This is a genomic window from Promicromonospora xylanilytica (assembly GCF_054782895.1).
On sequence record NZ_BAAGRP010000068.1, the window covers coordinates 54,392 to 70,392 of the forward strand.

The window sequence follows — 16,001 nt, forward strand, 5'->3', positions numbered from 1 at the left end:
CAGATGGGACCGGTATCGTCACGTGGTGTGAAGGGTGTCCTGTACGTCGTAGTGTGCGCCGCCGGAGCCGTCCGTCAGTTGCCAGAGCGGTTCCTCCCACTGATCGCGGAGCGCGGCTGGGACGTGCACGTGCTGGCGACGGAACGCACCGTCTCGGTGTTCCCCGAGGTGATAGAAGAGATCGCCAACCTCACGGGACGTACAGTCCGCACTGACTTCCACACCACTGTGGGGTACTCGCTGCCCGATCCTGACGCTGTGATCGTCGCGCCGGCGACGTACAACACGGTGACGAAGTGGGCACTCGGCCTGGCCGACTCCTACGTCCTGACGCGGTTGGCTGAGCAGACCGGCCGAGGTGTGCCGATCGCCGTCGGCCCCTATATCAACGTCGCGTTCGCGAAGCACCCGACCTACGAGAGCTCGCTGGAGACGCTGCGCCGCTGGGGCGTCCGAGTCGTGATCGGGCCGGACGAGCCGCATCAGTCGGGAGTCGGCGCGGCCGAGACTTTTCCGTGGGCCAGCTTGCTCGACGCCGTCGAGACCGGCGGCAGCTGACCGTCCCGGCTGTGGGCCAGAGTTCGGCTGCTCAGTTGGCATTCATCCAAGCGCTGAACCGAGCCAATGGCTCGTTCGCGTGCCGGTGGGCGCGTACGAGCATTCGCGTCACCTCGCGGGTCGTCGGGTGGTGCCGCGTCTGCTGAGGCGCGAGGTCCCGGGCCTGTCGGAGGCACGCCAGGGAGGCGTCGTATCGCGCCTGCCAGAGGTATGCGCGCGCGAGGTCCATGAAGTGGTGCGCGGCGCGGGTGGGCGCGAACCCGGCCGGGATGTGCAGGCCTTCGGCGAGTGTGAGGGCGCGTGGACCATCACCGAGCTCGATCGCGCCGGCTACGTCGTGGAAGCTCGTGTTGGTCGGCCCGAACGCGAGATTGCGCCATAGATGGTCGGTGTCTTGTGGAAGTCGCCTGGCGATGCCGCTCGCTTCGGCGATGTGCTCGGCGGCGAGGCTCGCATCCCCGGATCGGGCGGCAAGGATCGTTGAACGCAGGTGGAGCGATCCGGTCATCCGCAGCGCGGCATCGTTTGCGAGGTCGGGCTTGAGCGCAGCCCGGGCTCGTTCGGTCAGGCGCAACCCGACGTCGTACGTGCCGTACCGCAGCATCGACGACGTCCGGGTGTGGGCAGCGAGCGCGGTGACCAGCGGATTACCCCAGCGGTCACCGATCCACGAGATCCGGTCAGCTGTGATTGTGGCGAGGTCGTCGTACCCGGTGGCGTGCACGATCGAGAGTGTAGGGTGCAGGACCGTCGTCGCCGCGTCGAACAACCTGGCGCGTTCGCTCGGTGCGTCGGTCGCGTGCAGGGCCGCGGTGATCTCCAGCAGTACCGCCGGGATCAGTGTCAGAGCCTGCACGTTCCGGTCGGCCTGACGCAGGCGTGCGATGGTGACGGCGTCCGCCATCAACTGTTCAGCGGGCCGCGGTGCGGTCTCCAGCTCGGGAGGCAGGTCCCAGTAGTTCAGCATGCTGCGCACCGCCGGGATCAGCTCGTGAATCCGGTCGCGCTGAGGTCCCTCGCGGTCATACGGCTGACCGTTCAGCACGGTGACGTCGACACCGAGCGGCTTGGCGACGGCCGCAACCAGGACAGGGGTCGCGTCCCGGGATCCCTGCTCGATCTTTCGCAGCAGCGACAGCGAGACCGCTGCCTTCTGCGCGAGCGTCAACTGCGTCAGTCCCCGCTGTTTGCGGTAGAACGCGATCCGCCGACCGATCGAGTCCTCGTCGTCCATGTCCGCCGTCCTCATCGGGTGCCTTGCCTTTACGAGTCTTGACCAGCCTGCGAGGCCCAAGTGACACGGTTCGGTGTCACCGGCTGCCGTACGACCCACGCCTTGATCTCTTCGCAGGTTAACGCGTGAGCTCATCACCAAGACAGCACTAAGCAACGGTGTCACAGGACTGTGTCACTCCGTTCCTCGCCACGAGCCGAATGTGGAAGCAAAGGACCTTCGCGGTTGGCGGTCGTCCCGCGAACCACGGCACGAGGAGAAGCCCCATGGATACCATCCACGACACCACACGGCGGCCCAGCGACCGGAGGACGCCACCGTCGAACCCGCCCACGACCTGTATCGGACCAGGAGCGCGCCTGGTGGCGCTCGACATCGACGGGACCCTGCTGCGGACCGGGCAGCCGCCTTCGGCGCAGGTTATCGCCGCAGTCCGCGGCGTCGTCGACGCCGGGCACAACGTCGTCCTCGCGACGGGGAGGTCGCTGGCCGGCGCACTGCCTGTGGTCAAGCGGCTTGGCCTGCGGAGCGGCTGGGTCGTGTGCAGCAACGGTGCAGTCGTCGCCCGCGTGACACACCGGCGCGGGCTGACCGTCGAGCAGACGCTCACGTTTGATCCGGTGCTCGTCCTGCAGCGGGCGATGGCCGCGTTCCCGGACGTGTACCTGGCGGTCGAGGACGTCGGCCGCGGCTGGAACGTCAACGTCAGGTTCCCCGACGGACTGCTCAACGGACGCCAGCACGTCGTTCGCCGCGAGCGCGACCTGTGGGAGGCCCCTGTGGTCCGCGCCGCCCTGCACGCGGCCGACATCGGCCCGCTCGCGACCGACCTCGGGTGGCTCGCCGTCACCGCGACCCCGGCCGGACCCCACTGGGTAGACGTCACCCCCGTCGGGATATCGAAGGCCACGTCGCTCGAGAAGATCCGCATAGCCCTCGGGCTGGCCCGCGGCGCGACGTGGGCGGTAGGCGACGGCGCCAACGATGCCGACATGCTGCGCTGGGCGGGAACAGGCATAGCGATGGGGCATGCCAGCGACGACCTTAAGACTCTCGCTGACGACGTCGCCGGCACGATCGACAACGATGGCGTCGTAGAGGTCCTGCAGCAGGTGGTAGCCCGATGATCACCGCGACCGCAGGGATCCAGCAGCTGGCCAGTGAACTGGAGCGAGCCCTGGCGCTCCTGCCGCAGCGAATGATCGCCGTCGTCCACGTCAAGCAGCAGGACGGTGGACTGACACTCTCGGAGTGCGACGTATGGTTCGTCCGCGAAGGCCGCAATCCGATCTGGTCCCGGCACCGAAAGCTGCCTGCGGGGCTCGGGCTCACGATGCGACACGTCGAGCACGCGGTGCTTGCTGCCGGGCACGACTTCGCTCGTACGGACCTCGGACTGCGCGGAGCGTGGCTCCAGGCTCGCCCGGGCACCTATCTGCTCCAGCTGCGCCGAGCGTGACATCGCGGCCCAACATTCCGACTCAGCGTTCTTCAACGGCTTGGGCATCGGCTTGATAGCGATCTGATCTGCGATCCTACGGTCATGGGATTTCTTGACAGGTTGATCGGTAGTCTCGGTGGCAGTTCAGCCGAGTCATGTCCCAAGTGCGGTTCCACCTTGGACAGCGAGCATCTTGTACCCGGTTCGTACTGGTGCCAGGCCTGCGGGAGTTTGTACAGGACGGAGGGCGGAGCGCTCGTCGACGTGAAAGATCTCCGGGAAGCTGCCGGCAATTGCGAGGCGTGCCGGTCGTCACTGTCCGGGGGTGAGAGCTACCTGCCTTACGAGGATGGGAGCAACTCCGACGCTTACGTCAAGTGCCCATCGTGCGGACACGAGAACATCCGTTATGGGTTTGGTGAGGACGACTGAAGTCGGTACAACCACGCCGAGTACAGGACTGGACCTCGTGAGTGCTCAGCAGCTCGATCACTGACGCAGCCGCTTCCAGATCGCTTCAGTCCGGTCCTCCGCCTGCTCCGGCCACTCGTCGCCACGCTGCTCCAGGATCTCGTTAGCGAGATCCTGAGCACGCTCGGGATGGTCGTCGGCGAGCTCGAGCATCGCGATGCTGACCTTGAGGACCTCGCCGGTGGGGTCGACGGCGGTGCCGATGCGGTAAGCCTCCCTGGCGAGATCGAGATCCCCGGCCACCACCGAGCGGGCGATGGTCAGCTCGGCGACATCGACGATGGCTGCGGTCAGGATCGCGTCGCGGTGCTCGCCCTCGGTCGCCCACAGCCACCTCTCCGGTTTCCCGGACACCGTGAACGGTCGCCCCCGCACCAGCCGCAATGCGGTGACGAGGTCGTCGAGCCCGGCTGCCCCGCGGCGGTAGGCACGGGCCTTGAGGCGCAGGAACAAGTCGGCATCCACGAGACAACCCTCGATCCGGAACCGATGGGGTGGTCGCTTCTCGGAAGGCCGGCCACCCTGGCCCATGGGAAGCCACGGGGTGCCGTCTGGGCGGTTCCCGAGCCAGGTGCGAGCATCGCTGAGCTTGCTCCGGACGTTGGTGGTCTCCACGCCGGCCATGGCGGCGATCTGGGACGCGATGACTCCCTCGGGATGCAAGGCGACATACCCGACCACGGCATAGATGGTGGGCACCTTGCCTGCGACCGTGGTAGTCGGCCCTGCGCCCCACACCTTGACAGGGCCGAGCACCTTGACGCGCGGGCGGGTGCACTTCGCGTCGGCCCAGTCGGCAAGGTCCTGGTCGAGGGCGGGGTCGGCAACGTCCCGACCGACGTCATCCCCGGCAGTTCCATCCGACATCGTCGCCTCTGGCAGGCGCACCACGGGCGCGAGACGTGCGAGATCCTCGCGCGTGTCCGCCATATTCTCCAGGTAGGCCGCGTCGGAGCCGGGTAGCAAGGACCCGGGCCCGGCAGGTTCGTTCGGGTCCTCCGGTCGGGCGTCGACGACTTCGGCACGTGGGGCGCCGGCCTCGTTGACGAATGCCCGCCAGCCCCGTGCGCTTGAGTCGACGGGAACGGCGACGTCACGCGAGTCGTCCATGAGCCGTGAGAGCTGGATGGACGCGTCGAGCTCCTCCTGTCGCAGGTGCACGGCCTCGACCTCGACGGCAAGTCCCGGAACAACGAGCCGCCCGTGCTCGATCGTCAGCACCGGCCCGGCCAATGGCTCGCCGTCAGGCTTCCCGACCAGCAGAATCGCCAGCCCATTGCGCCCGGGGTCGCCCGAGATGACATTGGCCAGGTCCTTCAGCTCGCCGGCGTGCGCGGCCTCGGCAACGACGGCGTGGTACCACTCGATGTCCTCGCTGTTGACGTCGTTCTCGTACGCCTCGCGCAGTTCGTCGGGGAACCGAGCCAGTGCCGAGGCGTCGTCGTGCTCCTCGACCTGAAAGCCGGACAGCCCGCGAGCGCCGGGAGCGACGGTGCCGATGACGTCGGTGGTGAGGTTGATCGTCCACGGGTTCAGGGCCAGTTCGGCGACGATGTGTCGTGCGAACCGAGCCACCGCTTCGGAGCCACCGGTGACGGTCGTGACGCGGAGTCGTTCAAAGTCGAGCAGCCAGGCGTGCCCGGCGTCGTCAGTCCCAATGGTGACGAGCATCGGATACGGCACCATCTCGCGGCATTCGTCCGGTGCATCGTCCAGTCGCGCCGACCAGCGCGTGCCGTTGCCGGTCCAGGGAGCAGGGAGGTCAGCAGGTTCGGCGAGGTGCAGGATCACAGTGTCGTCGGTGAGCTCGACGGCGATCAGGGCGGGACGCTGCGAGGTGAGCTGCTTGAGGTAGGGGCCGCCCAGCTGCCGCAGCAGCAGGTCCAGCCGATGCAGATCGGGCACTCGTCGGGCGCCGACGATCCGTGCCGTGGCTGCGGCCGGGACGAGTTCTTCTGGGATCGGAGGTATCACTCGGCCTGGACGCCGTTGCCGGGCCTGGCGCAACCGCCCCCGCAGCACCACACCGGCAAGGCCGGCGGCGAGGATTCCGGCACCGGATGCGATTCCCGGCACCAACCACGATGCTGCCCCCGAGGTGGTCTCGGTCTCCGTCGCGTCGGATGACGTCTCTGAAATCGTCCCGGCTGTGTCGTCCCTGGTGGACGGTTCGTCATCGGCAGAGGGCGGCGTGACAAGTTCGCCGCCGGTCACCGAACCGTTCGGTTCCTGCGCCGAAGGTCGGACGTCGTCGGACACGGGCTTCGCCGTACCAGGCAGGGTGACGACCCACCCGGGCTCGATGTGGTCAGGGTCGGTGAGGCGGTCGCCGTCGGGCTGGACGGTACCGACCGATGCCGCGGCGATCTCCGGGTAGCGGTTCGCATCGCCAAGTTGGTCCTGGGCGATCTCGCTCAACGTGTCGCCTGGCTGGACCGTGTACGACGCCGCTCCCCCGCGCACGTCTGCAACGGGCTGGGCAGGCTCGGTAGCGAGTGCGGGTAGGAGAATCGTGGCCCCGGCGTCGAGCAGTCCGGGCTTGGGGCCGATGACTTCCCGGTTGAGGTCGTAGATCTCGGGGTAGCGACGGCCGTCGCCGAGCCGAGACAGTGCGAGTCCCCAGAGCGTGTCGTTCTCCCGCACGACGTACGGTTCGAGTCGCGGCACGGGAGGCGGGGAGCTGTCTGCGGTGACGGGAGCCTCCTCGGACGGCTGAGCACCGGTGTCGTGGCCGCCCGATTCGGCGTCGGGCATCGGTCCGCGCCCGTCGGCGGCAGACACCTCATCTGGCACGACGTCGGCTCCGTCGACGAACGCCACAGCGACTGCCGCGGACGGCTGGGCGAATGCGGTCTGGACGGGCAACAGCGTCAGGAGCACCGCGACGAGCCGCCCTACCACTCCAGCCGGGACCGGCGCAAGATGCGGACGTCGGAGGTTACGGGCCTGGACGGCGATCTCTGTGGTCACGGCCCAGGCGAACCAGAGACAGAACACCCAGGCGCCCACATAGAAGAGCACAAGGGCAACCCGCTGGAGGTCGCCGCCAAACAGAACGATCTCGGCTCCAGTACGCGTGAGTAGCCAGTCTGGGAAGACCGCCGGGAAGGTGACGACGAGCAGAACGGGCAGCACTGCGAGGATCGCGAGGATGACGACCGCCGCTCCGAGCGCACGCATCCGGGTGCCGGCCGGCGCCCGTGCGGGCGCGATGGGCGGTAGTTGGCTCATCCCTCGGCTCCTCCTACAACGCGGATCAAGCGGGCCGAGGCGGTGGCCTCGACCGGAAAGGGACCGAGGCCGAGCAGCCCGAGGACGACCGGCGTGTACGAGTCGTTGACGACAACGTGGACCTGATCGCCGTCGACCCACGCCGTCCCGTCGACGCCGACCTCGGCGAGGTACTGATGGGCAGCGGCGACAGCCTGATCGGGGTCGACCACAAAGCCCTGGCTCGCGACGACAGCGGCGGTGTCGAGTTGCTGGCCGCCGGTGCGAGCCGCCTGGGCAGCGATCCCGAAGGCTCGGTCCTCTGCGTGGAGCTGCGCTCCTCCATCGAGCACGAGCCCGACGATCACCACGAGCGCGAACGACACCGTCGCGAACCACGCGGTCACAGACCCCCTCTCATCGTGTCGCCGCTGGTAGACCGTTCGCTGAGCCGCCGGCGCGGTTCTTGCGGCTCGCGATGCGGCCACCGGAGACTGCGATGCGGTTCTCGTGGCGCTCATGGTGCTGACCTCCACGAATCAGTCGGCGACATCGCCTGGCTGGTGACCGTGGTCGACGGAGTGTCGAATGGCAGGTCCCACAGCCGCACCGTGCAGGACACCGCCACGGTGATGAACGAGGGCGTCCCTGGTTGGGTCGCGTATTCGGACAGGTCCACGGCGACGTCGGTGTCCGCGCAGGTGAGTTCTTGGTTGACCAGGCTCGCGGCGGCGACCTGTTGCGCCCGCACCGCGACGTCGCCTTCGCGCGTCATGGACGCGGACCGGGCGGCGTCCCAGGCGGCAGTCTCGACCGCCTGCTGTGACGTCACGACGCGAGCGGCAAGCAGGACCAGAGCGAGCAGCAGTGCGAACGCGGGCGCCCCAACGGCGAGCTCGACCGAGGCAGAGCCCGCTTCGGTGTCGCGGCGACGGTTGCTCATGACGCGCTCCGCTCAAGCGGCACCACGTGTTCAGCCGGCATCGATGCCTGCGCCGAGACTGTCGGGATCCAGAACGGGATCACCGAGAACGGCTGTCCCTCGATCCGCACGACAGCACGCTCGCCGTCCCGGTCTGCCGTCACGGTCCAGGTGGACAGCGCGACGTCGCCGGTCTGGCCCAGGAACGACCCGGCGGCGGCCTGCCCGTCGGCCGCGGTCCCATACTCGCTGGAGGCGGCCAGTGCCCCCTGGTTTGCGGCAGCGAGCACGACCTGGCGGGCGTGGTAGATCATTCCGGCCTGGACGCCGAGGAAGGTCAGGAGCAGCACCGCAGGCAGCACGATCACCAGCTCGGCGGTTGCTGAGCCTTCTTCGTCGTGACGCCCGCGGCGCCCACAGTGTGGCCAGGTGCGCGGAGCGTGCCGTACCGGCGATCTCATCAAGTCACCCGTTGGGGCTGACGATCTTGATGACCTCGCCGTTGACGAACGTCGTGATCGCGGCGATGACGATCCCCGCGAGGAGGAGCAGGGCGACGGTGAACACAACGGTCTCCGTCGTGTACCCGCCCTCCTTCTCATTGCGCGACATCGACTGGTAGCGGTCCCGGACCGCGGTGTACGCCACCACGAGGGTGGTCCACAGGTGCAGCATGGCGGTGGTTCCTCTCACGGGCCGACGAGCGGGCTCGCCGGGTCTGGGGATGCGATGCGAGGACCTCCTTCTGGGGTTCGAGTTGTCGTCGGGTGGCGAAGTTCAGGTGTGCAGGACGATCCGCAGGACGGCGGGCATGACGATCAGCGCGACGAACACCACCCCGAGCAGCGCGGCGGGGATGGACATGCGCTCGTTGTCGGCATTAGCGCGGGTGACGTCGTCGGACAGGATCGCCGCGCGCAGCGACGTGGTGCGTGCCCGCAGGGAGCCCCAGGCAGCAGTGCCTTCCTCGCCGGCGTTGCCCAGGATGTCCGCGACGTCGTTCAGCTCGGGCAGTGCGAGCTCGTCGGCCAGGCTCTTGAGCGCATCCCACGGCGGGATGCCGGACCATCGGGATCGGCGCAGTTCCTCGTCGAGTCGTACCCAGACCCAGTGGTCGCCAAGGGCAGCAGCATGCTCCATGGCCTGCCGAACCCCAGAACCGGAGGCGCGTTCGATGGCGACGGCGTCCACCCACGAGGTCAGCTCGCTCCGGAAGTCAGCCCGAGCTTCGTTGGCCATCGCGGTGATCGAGTAGTTCGGGCCGAAGAACAGCACGACGGCGAGCACCACCGCTCCGGCGGCAGTCACAACAGCGGGTAGCCGCAGGCCGACCATCCCGAGGACCCAGGAGGCCATCGGTGCCAGCAGCAGTCCGCAGGCGGCCTGGACCAGCTTGTCGCCGTAGAACCGGGCGACGGGGATGCGCAGGAGTGCGAGCTCGCGGTATGGCGTGCGGTACCAGGCAGTGTCGGGCAGAACCCGCTGCCCCCAGAGCCCAACGCGCTCGATCGCGTCCGACGGCGTCCCGCTCGCCGCGGGCCTCCGGGTCACCGAGGTGGGCGGGGCCAGCGCGGCGAGGCTTTTGGCCGCGTCGACCCGCACCGGCGCAAACCATGCGATCGCGAGTGCCGTGATCCCGTACACGATCAGGGCGCCGGCCACGATGGAGCCGATCAGGCTGGTCATGGGGTACCTCCCCAGGAGGCTGCGTGCTGGCGGGCCGCCTCACGACGGACCTGCTCGCCCAAGCTCCGTGCATGCTTCTTGCCCATGGCGATGCGCTTCATCCAGACCAGCGCGGCCAGGTAGCCACTGACGAGCACGACCAGAAGGACCTGCCCGAGGGGTGTCTGGTAAGGGGCGATGTAGTCCCCGGTGAACGCGAGGAACCCGAGCACCGTGGCGGAGATGATCGTGACCCATCGAGCCGTGGCCCGTGGCTTGGCACGATCGGCCTCGATCTGACGTCGGGCTCGGACCTCGGCGGCGACGGTCTCAGCGAGCTCGCCGAGCACGATGGCCAGGCCGGTGCCGCGTCGTCGGGCGGCCTGCAGAAGGTAGATGGTCATGTGGTCGGCGGTGGCGTCGTCGAGGTCGTCGGCAAACGCACGCAACGCGGCCTCGGTGTCCCATCGGGCGGTCAGCCGGGACACGAGCCGACGCACAGGGTCGGCGATCGCGGGCGGAGCCGAACGCTGCGACACGGTGAGGGCCTGCTCCAGTCCTTGGCCGACGGTCAGGCGGTCCGACAGCGACCGGGTCCACTCCTCAAGGGCCTCGAGGCGGGCGATGGCATCGACCTGGCCGCGGTTGGACAGCAGCGCAGGCAGTCCGACGACGGCGACAGGGACCGCGACAACGGCGATCGGCCACTTCCAGATCGCCCACACCAGCAGCCCGGCGACCACACCGAGCCCGAGGAGGGCCCAGGTGCGGCGAGGGACCTGCGTGAGGCGAGCCAGTCGGCGTCGGGCGGACGGAGATGCGTCCGGTATGAGATCCCAGCGGCGCCACCCGGCGAAGAGCAGGAAGACGCCGAATGCGAACAAGGCTCCGGCGAGTATTGAACCGACCAGGGAACCAGGCACGTCAGACCACCCCCAGATGCGGCGAGCGCCCAGCTTCCTGACGGGCGGTGTAGGCGCTCAGGTCGAAGCCGTGCCGGGCGAGTGGGCGGAAGCGGTCGGGCAGGGTGCCGGGAGACAGCCGGCCATCGCCGTCGGTTCGGAAGACCTGCGTGGTGGCGAAGGAGCCGATGCTGTCGCCAGGCTCGATCGCGACGATCTCCGAGACGCGGCGGCGCGGGCGGTCGTCGTCGCCCTCAGCGCCGGTGAGCTCCAGGTGAACCACGAGGTCGATGGATTCGGCGAGCTTTGCCGTCGCCAGCGTGGCGTCCCACTGCGGGCCCTCCTGCATGGCGCAGGTGACGAGCTTGCGGATCGCGGCGGTGGCGTCGCGAGAGTGGGTCGTAGCGAGGGTGCCGGTGCCGTTCTCGGTGACCTGGATCAGCGGAACGATCTCCCTGCCCCTCACTTCCCCGACGAGGACACGGGAAACGTTGAACCGGACGACGTCCCAGACTGCCTGCATGAGGCTGTACTCGCCGGCCTGCCGTCCGTCGACGCCAGGCTCGCCGGTGCCGGGGCGGGCCTCCCACGCCCAGGTTCGGGGGCGGTACTGGTGCAGGTGCAACTCGTACTCCGACTCGACCGTCGCGATCCGCTCGCGCGGCGCGATCTCGTTCGCCAGCGCGCGGAGCAGGGTGGTCTTGCCAGCGCCGGGTGCGCCGGTGACGAGGATGGAGAGCTTGGCGCGGACCGCGGCGGCGAGCAGGGTGGCGGCGGTCGGGTCGTCGAACAGGCCGCCGTTTACCAGGTCGGGCAAAGTGACGTGGACGAGTCGGTGGCGGCGGATGGTGACCTGCGGTCGCGGGGACACCCACGCGACGGCCGCGAGACGCGACCCGTCGTCGAGCCGCAGGTGCAGCGACGGCTGGGCCTCGGAGAACGCGCGGGCGTTGACCTCCGAGCGCGAGGCGAGGAAGACGAGGTAGTCGATGAGCTGCTGGTCGGAGTCCGCGACCGGCGGGCCCTCGACCACCGTGCCGTCGGTGAGCTCAAGCTCGACGTCGTCGTACCCGTTGATGTTGATGTTCTCGACACGGTCGTCCTCGATCAGCGGCTGCAATCGACCCAGGCGGAACAGCGCGTCGCCCACAGCTCGGGCGAGGTCCGCTCGCTGCGGGCCAGTGAGCGTGGCGCGGCCGACGTTCGCCCACTGCGTCATCGTCTCGTCTATCTGGTCCACAGTGTGAAAGTGGGCCAGCTGTTCCTGGTCCGCGCGAGACAGGTCGCGGTTCTCCGCGACCGCGCGCGACAACCGCTCTGACACCTGGCTCCGAAGGACGTCCACGAGGGCCCAGTCGACGTCGGGGGCGTGCCGGATCGAGCCGGACGGCGGTCGGAGGCCGAAGCCAGGAGATGTGAGTGGCTTCGGGGCGACGTGGTGATCGTACGACTGCCAGCCATTCGGCAGGCTGGCGGGGGATGCGTGGCCGTTCGTCGTCGGCGTGGTGGTGACGGTCCACGGGTTCGCGGGCTCCCGGCGCGATGGTGCGAGCGCCGACGGCACGTGCTCCGTGAAGAGCGGGAGCGCGGCCGGGCTGACCTTGACCTCATCGGCGGACGTCGAGGGTTTCGGGCTGGTGCTCGGCGGCGGCGTCACGCGATCACCTCCTGCCTCGGACGGTCGTCGGGTTCGTCGGCAGCCAGCCGAAGGCGCCCGGCCGCCGATGTGATCGTCGAGGCCGCCGCGCGCAACGACCGCAGGTACGCGGATGTCTCGAACCTCCGCGGCGGCACCTCACCCTGGTGGTAGACGGCTGCCCCATCGGGGTCCCAGGCGAGCTGGGTGACGACGGGCAGTCCCAGCGTCTGGGAGACCTCGCGGGCCGCGTAGGGGCGTCCCGGCCCGACGACAACCAGGCCCGCCTGCCGCCACAGCCCGTCCTTGACCACCTGCTCCGCCCAGGCCCGCGCTCCGCCGAGCGCCGGCAAGTCCGATCGGACTACCAGTAGCGAGAGATCCGCAGCGGCGAGCAACGGCGTCGGCGAGCCGGGGTAGCCCAGCGGTCCGGCATCGACCAGGACATCCGTCCCTGCATCGCCGAGCTCGGCGAGCGCGCCGGCCAGCGGCTCCCACACGCCGCGCAGCACCGGCGCCTGCGTGTAGGAGCGCAGCCCTGCGACGAAGCGGACCTCGGTCCCGTCGATCGGGCGCGCGACCTCGCGGAGGGCGTCGGCCGTGGCCAGCGGAGACAGCGCCAGCTCGACGAGGCCCGTGTCATACGGCCGAGCACCCTGGAACCACCCGGTCATCAAGGCCTGGGTGCCGCGTGGGTCCGCCTCGACGAGGAGTGCCGGATGGGGCCAGGCCAGGGCCAGGCCCAAGCACGTCGTGGAGACGCCCGGAGCGCCGCTCGCCGAGCAGAGCGCGATGACGGTCATTCGTCCTCACCACCCTCGTCGGCAATGCCGCCCGAGTCGCTGGCGTTCCCGCCCGCGGAGGGCAGCCCGGCATCGTGCACGACCGTTGCCCGACCGTTGGCGATGGCGACGGACAGGTCGACGGCGTCTGCGTGCGGGACCAGCACGTCGACCACTCCCCCGCTGGTACTCGAGTGCACGGCCGAAACCTCTCCGGCGGAGTAGGTTGGATCGGCGTCGGAAACCGTCGGCGGGGCGACGACGATGCGGACCGTGTCACCGGGCGTCAGGGTCACGCCCGCAGCCTGCTGGGCGGTGAAGGTGACCTGGACGACCGTGCGGCCCACGGGCGGGAACTCCTCCTCGGCGACATCCGCTGGAGCGAGGACTGAACCTTCCGGTACCGCCGAGGTCAGGCGCTGGCCGATCAAGGCTTCCACCTCGGTGCTGGAGACCGATGCGACCGAGGAGTCCAGCGTCACGGGTACGACGCGCAGGTCGTCGGCCGTGACGACGTGATACCTGTCCAGATCCGATGCCGCGACGAGGACCTGTTGTGTGGTGGACGCTGCCATCCACACGAAGAGGCCAATCAGCGCACCGATAACCAGGGCGCCGCCTCCTACCAGGGTGGTCCAGGCGCGCCGTCGGACCTTGGGCGGTGGCGCAGCGGGAGGCGGGGCGGGCGCCGGCCCTTGGCCGGGATCCGTCTTCCTCGGGGTCGTTGTCGACATGGTTCGCCTCCCCTGGTGCCCGTCAGCTCACGAGCACCTGTCCCTCTGCGACGACGATGCTCGTCTGGGCCACCAGCGGGTCCAGCGTGATCGTCCCGGACTGACCGGCCCCGGCCCACTCCACGACCCAGGTCGTGGTGGCTGTGACCGCGTACGCGCCGTCCGGCTCGAAACCGGACTCGCGCGTGAAGGTGTGCCCACAGTCCGGCGACGGGTCGCCGCCGTACTCGGGTTTGTACGGCGTTCCCACGCCGCACGAGATCGTCGTGCCGTCGCCGAGGTTCCAGCGCACCTGGTCCACCCGGGCCGTGGCTGTGACCGTGACACCGCGGACCGTCGCGGATTCGGTCGCCGGCCCGAAGGTCGTAGCGCCCGGGTCGTCAACCCAGAACCACACCGGCACGCCGGCGACGGCGGTTGCCGGTGGCTGCGGCGCGATCCCGATCTGGACGGCTTTGAGGTTCATCTGCGCGACGGCGCGCCGGGCGACCTCCCCCGGAGTCGGCGGGGGCGGGCCTGCCGCCGGGGCGTCCGGCGAGTAGACCAGGGAGACCTGCTCTCCCGCAGCGTCGAAACACGGGTAGACCGCGCCCGTGTCCGGGCCTCGATCAAACATCTCTTCGAAGTGCTGCCAGACCGCGCTACCTTCCTTAGGCTGCGGGCTCATCGGCGTCGGACCGATGTAGCACTGGACGTCCTGCCGCCAGTAGCCGTGGTCTGACGTGCACGGGACAGGCTCGTCGCCCTTGAGGCAGGCTGGCGTGCCCTCGTCGTTCTTGCGAGGTGGCGGGTCGTCGCTCGAGGCACGGCCGGACGCACCAGCGCCGACAGCGTTACCCCCGCCTCCGTCGATGACTTCGGGCGTGCCGGGGACCTTGATCCAGATGTCGCACGTTCCCGTCCGTGGGTTGACGTACTTACACTGGCCGCCGGCTTCCGGGACGTCCGCCGCTGCTGCCGCAGAGCACACTCCGAAGACCCCCGTCAGGACGAGGGCGGCGCAGGCGTAGAGCCTCATTGCCCAGCGCACGGTTCCTGTTCCAGGGTCTGGGCGTCCGTGACTCGCCACCCGTCATCGGGATTCGTGTCGTAGGCAGAGTTGGTGACGGTGAGCCGGTCCCAACCGCGGTCATTCCGGCCCGAGTCGACCTGAGAGGCGCCGGACTGATCGACGATGTCCAGATCCGTGACGTCGAAGCAGACGTCGACCTGGGCTGACGGGACCGAGCCGTCCGACGGCTCCAGCGTGACCGTCTGCGTGACGAGTTCGACGACCTTCAGATCACCGGTCTGGTGCCAGCTGTCGTCGGCCCACTGCTGAAACTGTGCCTTGAGGCGCTGGAGTTCCGCCTCGGCGGCGATGCCGTCGAGTGGACTGAGGTCCGCGGGGTCCTTCGCGACGACGTCGGTGCCTCGGTAGTACTCGCGGACCAAGGCCTCGGCATTCGTGGCCGCGAGCTCGGAGTCGGTGGCCGGGCTCGGTGACCCGGCAGGCTGTGAGGCGGTGTCCGTCGGCGTGGGCGACGGTGTCGGACCGTTGGTGCTCATGCAGCCGGTCGCAGTGAGCAGCACGCCGGCTGCTACTGCAACAAAGCCTCGCCCAACCCCCATGATGCTCTCCTTCGCCCCCGTCGCGGCCCTGCGGCTCGCGAAGGATGTTGCCCGTGTTGTGCCTCATGTGACGCGGGCAACGGTTTCCAGGGTGCACTGAATCTGGTTCCAATGCCACCTCATCTAGCGCGACCGGGTTGGGTGGAGCAGCGTTAGCCGCTCCGCGTCCCGCCTCGGACTTGGTCCAAGGTGCCACGGGTGGGGCAGGAGAATCGCATACAGTTCAGGGGACGAGAGAACCGCATTGAAGTGTCTGTGCAGGTCAATAACGCGCCATTGATAGCCACATGGGCAAGGCTCGCGCCGTTGCGCAGCAGCAGATCTCGTACCTGGCTCGGTTCAGCGCCATCGTCTGCGATGAGTGCTCATCAAATGGCTCCCAGGGGGTTCGGCTGTCTGTAGTCTCGATCATCCAGAGCGCGACTCGGTGCGCGTCGGGCGCGGCAGCGGTATTGGCCCCTGCCGTGTCGTACCTCCGACCGTCGATGTCGAATAGGCCGGCAACGGTGAACCGCACGTCGGCAAGCTGATTCTCATCGATCACGTAATAGCGCGGGCCGGCTGTCATCGGCAGGCTCACGGCAGGCGTCGCCGTCGGGCCGTTCGCCTTGAGCCTGCCGAACGCCTCACGGACCACGGTGGTCTGCGTGCGACTCATCCCGCGAATCTCGCCGCGCCTGCGAGAGTATGAGACATGGAACGACCGATCGATTTCTCCCGCAACCGCGACATGCTGTGCGGGACATACGATCGCCAGTGAGGTTTTCTCGCCTCGTTCCTCGGCGCAGTGATGCGTTCTCGAGGAGCCGGTCGATCACGGGGACCGGGGTGCGGG

Annotated in this window: 17 protein-coding genes; 3 read left to right on the plus strand and 14 right to left on the minus strand. The window is 68.8% G+C overall.

Features of this window, described 5'->3' with window-relative positions; genetic code table 11:
* Nucleotides 1–27 precede the first annotated feature (27 nt).
* On the plus strand, nt 28–558 hold the full coding sequence (locus tag ACYVK7_RS20025) for a flavoprotein (protein WP_460889470.1): 531 nt from the start codon (nt 28–30) through the stop codon (nt 556–558).
* 31 nt (nt 559–589) lie between these two features.
* On the opposite strand, the gene ACYVK7_RS20030 is transcribed toward ACYVK7_RS20025, so the two are convergent.
* The gene (locus ACYVK7_RS20030) at nt 590–1,792 is read right to left on the minus strand and encodes a helix-turn-helix domain-containing protein (protein ID WP_460889471.1); all 1,203 of its coding nucleotides are present in this window, start codon (nt 1,790–1,792) and stop codon (nt 590–592) included.
* Nucleotides 1,793–2,058: 266 nt separating this feature from the next.
* On the opposite strand from ACYVK7_RS20030, the gene ACYVK7_RS20035 reads away from it, so the two are divergent.
* Both ACYVK7_RS20035 and ACYVK7_RS20040 read left to right on the plus strand, forming a co-directional pair.
* Nucleotides 2,059–2,919 (plus strand): HAD family hydrolase, encoded by an 861-nt coding sequence (locus ACYVK7_RS20035; RefSeq protein WP_460889472.1) that lies wholly within the window; start codon nt 2,059–2,061, stop codon nt 2,917–2,919.
* Nucleotides 2,916–3,251, plus strand: coding sequence for a hypothetical protein (locus ACYVK7_RS20040; protein WP_460889473.1), 336 nt, complete (start codon nt 2,916–2,918; stop codon nt 3,249–3,251). The genes ACYVK7_RS20035 and ACYVK7_RS20040 overlap by 4 nt, the downstream gene beginning before the upstream one ends.
* Before the next feature lie 471 nt (nt 3,252–3,722).
* On the opposite strand, the gene ACYVK7_RS20045 is transcribed toward ACYVK7_RS20040, so the two are convergent.
* From ACYVK7_RS20045 to ACYVK7_RS20105, 13 genes are all read right to left on the minus strand, one after another.
* Complete coding sequence (locus ACYVK7_RS20045; protein ID WP_460889474.1) at nt 3,723–6,884, minus strand: LysM peptidoglycan-binding domain-containing protein; 3,162 nt, start codon at nt 6,882–6,884, stop codon at nt 3,723–3,725.
* A 47-nt stretch (nt 6,885–6,931) separates the two neighbouring features.
* The gene (locus ACYVK7_RS20050; RefSeq protein ID WP_460889475.1) at nt 6,932–7,435 is read right to left on the minus strand and encodes a pilus assembly protein TadG-related protein; all 504 of its coding nucleotides are present in this window, start codon (nt 7,433–7,435) and stop codon (nt 6,932–6,934) included.
* On the minus strand, nt 7,432–7,857 hold the full coding sequence (locus ACYVK7_RS20055; RefSeq protein WP_460889476.1) for a TadE/TadG family type IV pilus assembly protein: 426 nt from the start codon (nt 7,855–7,857) through the stop codon (nt 7,432–7,434). The genes ACYVK7_RS20050 and ACYVK7_RS20055 overlap by 4 nt, the downstream gene beginning before the upstream one ends.
* Nucleotides 7,854–8,297 carry a TadE/TadG family type IV pilus assembly protein gene (locus tag ACYVK7_RS20060; protein WP_460889477.1) on the minus strand — a complete coding sequence of 148 codons (444 nt, stop codon included), beginning with the start codon at nt 8,295–8,297 and terminating at the stop codon, nt 7,854–7,856. Before ACYVK7_RS20060 ends, ACYVK7_RS20055 begins: the two co-directional genes overlap by 4 nt.
* A gap of 4 nt (nt 8,298–8,301) precedes the next feature.
* Nucleotides 8,302–8,529, minus strand: a complete 228-nt coding sequence (locus ACYVK7_RS20065; protein ID WP_460889478.1) for a hypothetical protein — start codon at nt 8,527–8,529, stop codon at nt 8,302–8,304.
* Between the two features lie 84 nt (nt 8,530–8,613).
* Nucleotides 8,614–9,522: a hypothetical protein gene (locus ACYVK7_RS20070; RefSeq protein WP_460889479.1), complete on the minus strand. Its 909-nt coding sequence runs from the start codon at nt 9,520–9,522 to the stop codon at nt 8,614–8,616.
* Nucleotides 9,519–10,385, minus strand: coding sequence for a type II secretion system F family protein (locus ACYVK7_RS20075; protein ID WP_460889480.1), 867 nt, complete (start codon nt 10,383–10,385; stop codon nt 9,519–9,521). Before ACYVK7_RS20075 ends, ACYVK7_RS20070 begins: the two co-directional genes overlap by 4 nt.
* Before the next feature lie 40 nt (nt 10,386–10,425).
* Nucleotides 10,426–12,060, minus strand: coding sequence for a CpaF family protein (locus tag ACYVK7_RS20080; protein ID WP_460889481.1), 1,635 nt, complete (start codon nt 12,058–12,060; stop codon nt 10,426–10,428).
* The gene (locus tag ACYVK7_RS20085; protein WP_460889482.1) at nt 12,057–12,842 is read right to left on the minus strand and encodes a hypothetical protein; all 786 of its coding nucleotides are present in this window, start codon (nt 12,840–12,842) and stop codon (nt 12,057–12,059) included. Before ACYVK7_RS20085 ends, ACYVK7_RS20080 begins: the two co-directional genes overlap by 4 nt.
* Nucleotides 12,839–13,396 (minus strand): SAF domain-containing protein, encoded by a 558-nt coding sequence (locus ACYVK7_RS20090; RefSeq protein ID WP_460889483.1) that lies wholly within the window; start codon nt 13,394–13,396, stop codon nt 12,839–12,841. The genes ACYVK7_RS20085 and ACYVK7_RS20090 overlap by 4 nt, the downstream gene beginning before the upstream one ends.
* Nucleotides 13,397–13,577: 181 nt before the next feature.
* Nucleotides 13,578–14,222, minus strand: a complete 645-nt coding sequence (locus ACYVK7_RS20095) for a hypothetical protein (protein ID WP_460889484.1) — start codon at nt 14,220–14,222, stop codon at nt 13,578–13,580.
* A gap of 347 nt (nt 14,223–14,569) precedes the next feature.
* Nucleotides 14,570–14,989, minus strand: coding sequence for a hypothetical protein (locus ACYVK7_RS20100; protein ID WP_460889485.1), 420 nt, complete (start codon nt 14,987–14,989; stop codon nt 14,570–14,572).
* Between the two features lie 439 nt (nt 14,990–15,428).
* A complete protein-coding gene (locus tag ACYVK7_RS20105; RefSeq protein ID WP_460889486.1) occupies nt 15,429–15,824 on the minus strand; it encodes a hypothetical protein in 396 nt (131 codons plus the stop codon).
* Between the last annotated feature and the right edge of the window lie 177 nt (nt 15,825–16,001).

Bases quoted from the DNA above. Each gene is read 5' to 3' on its own strand.
- ACYVK7_RS20030 (WP_460889471.1), bottom strand. From the start codon at position 1,792: ATGGACGACGAGGACTCGATCGGTCGGCGGATCGCGTTCTACCGCAAA.
- ACYVK7_RS20035 (WP_460889472.1), top strand. From the start codon at position 2,059: ATGGATACCATCCACGACACCACACGGCGGCCCAGCGACCGGAGGACG.
- ACYVK7_RS20040 (WP_460889473.1), top strand. From the start codon at position 2,916: ATGATCACCGCGACCGCAGGGATCCAGCAGCTGGCCAGTGAACTGGAG.
- ACYVK7_RS20045 (WP_460889474.1), bottom strand. From the start codon at position 6,884: ATGCGTGCGCTCGGAGCGGCGGTCGTCATCCTCGCGATCCTCGCAGTG.
- ACYVK7_RS20050 (WP_460889475.1), bottom strand. From the start codon at position 7,435: ATGAGCGCCACGAGAACCGCATCGCAGTCTCCGGTGGCCGCATCGCGA.
- ACYVK7_RS20055 (WP_460889476.1), bottom strand. From the start codon at position 7,857: ATGAGCAACCGTCGCCGCGACACCGAAGCGGGCTCTGCCTCGGTCGAG.
- ACYVK7_RS20060 (WP_460889477.1), bottom strand. From the start codon at position 8,297: ATGAGATCGCCGGTACGGCACGCTCCGCGCACCTGGCCACACTGTGGG.
- ACYVK7_RS20070 (WP_460889479.1), bottom strand. From the start codon at position 9,522: ATGACCAGCCTGATCGGCTCCATCGTGGCCGGCGCCCTGATCGTGTAC.
- ACYVK7_RS20085 (WP_460889482.1), bottom strand. From the start codon at position 12,842: ATGACCGTCATCGCGCTCTGCTCGGCGAGCGGCGCTCCGGGCGTCTCC.
- ACYVK7_RS20090 (WP_460889483.1), bottom strand. From the start codon at position 13,396: ATGGCAGCGTCCACCACACAACAGGTCCTCGTCGCGGCATCGGATCTG.
- ACYVK7_RS20095 (WP_460889484.1), bottom strand. From the start codon at position 14,222: ATGAGCCCGCAGCCTAAGGAAGGTAGCGCGGTCTGGCAGCACTTCGAA.
- ACYVK7_RS20105 (WP_460889486.1), bottom strand. From the start codon at position 15,824: ATGAGTCGCACGCAGACCACCGTGGTCCGTGAGGCGTTCGGCAGGCTC.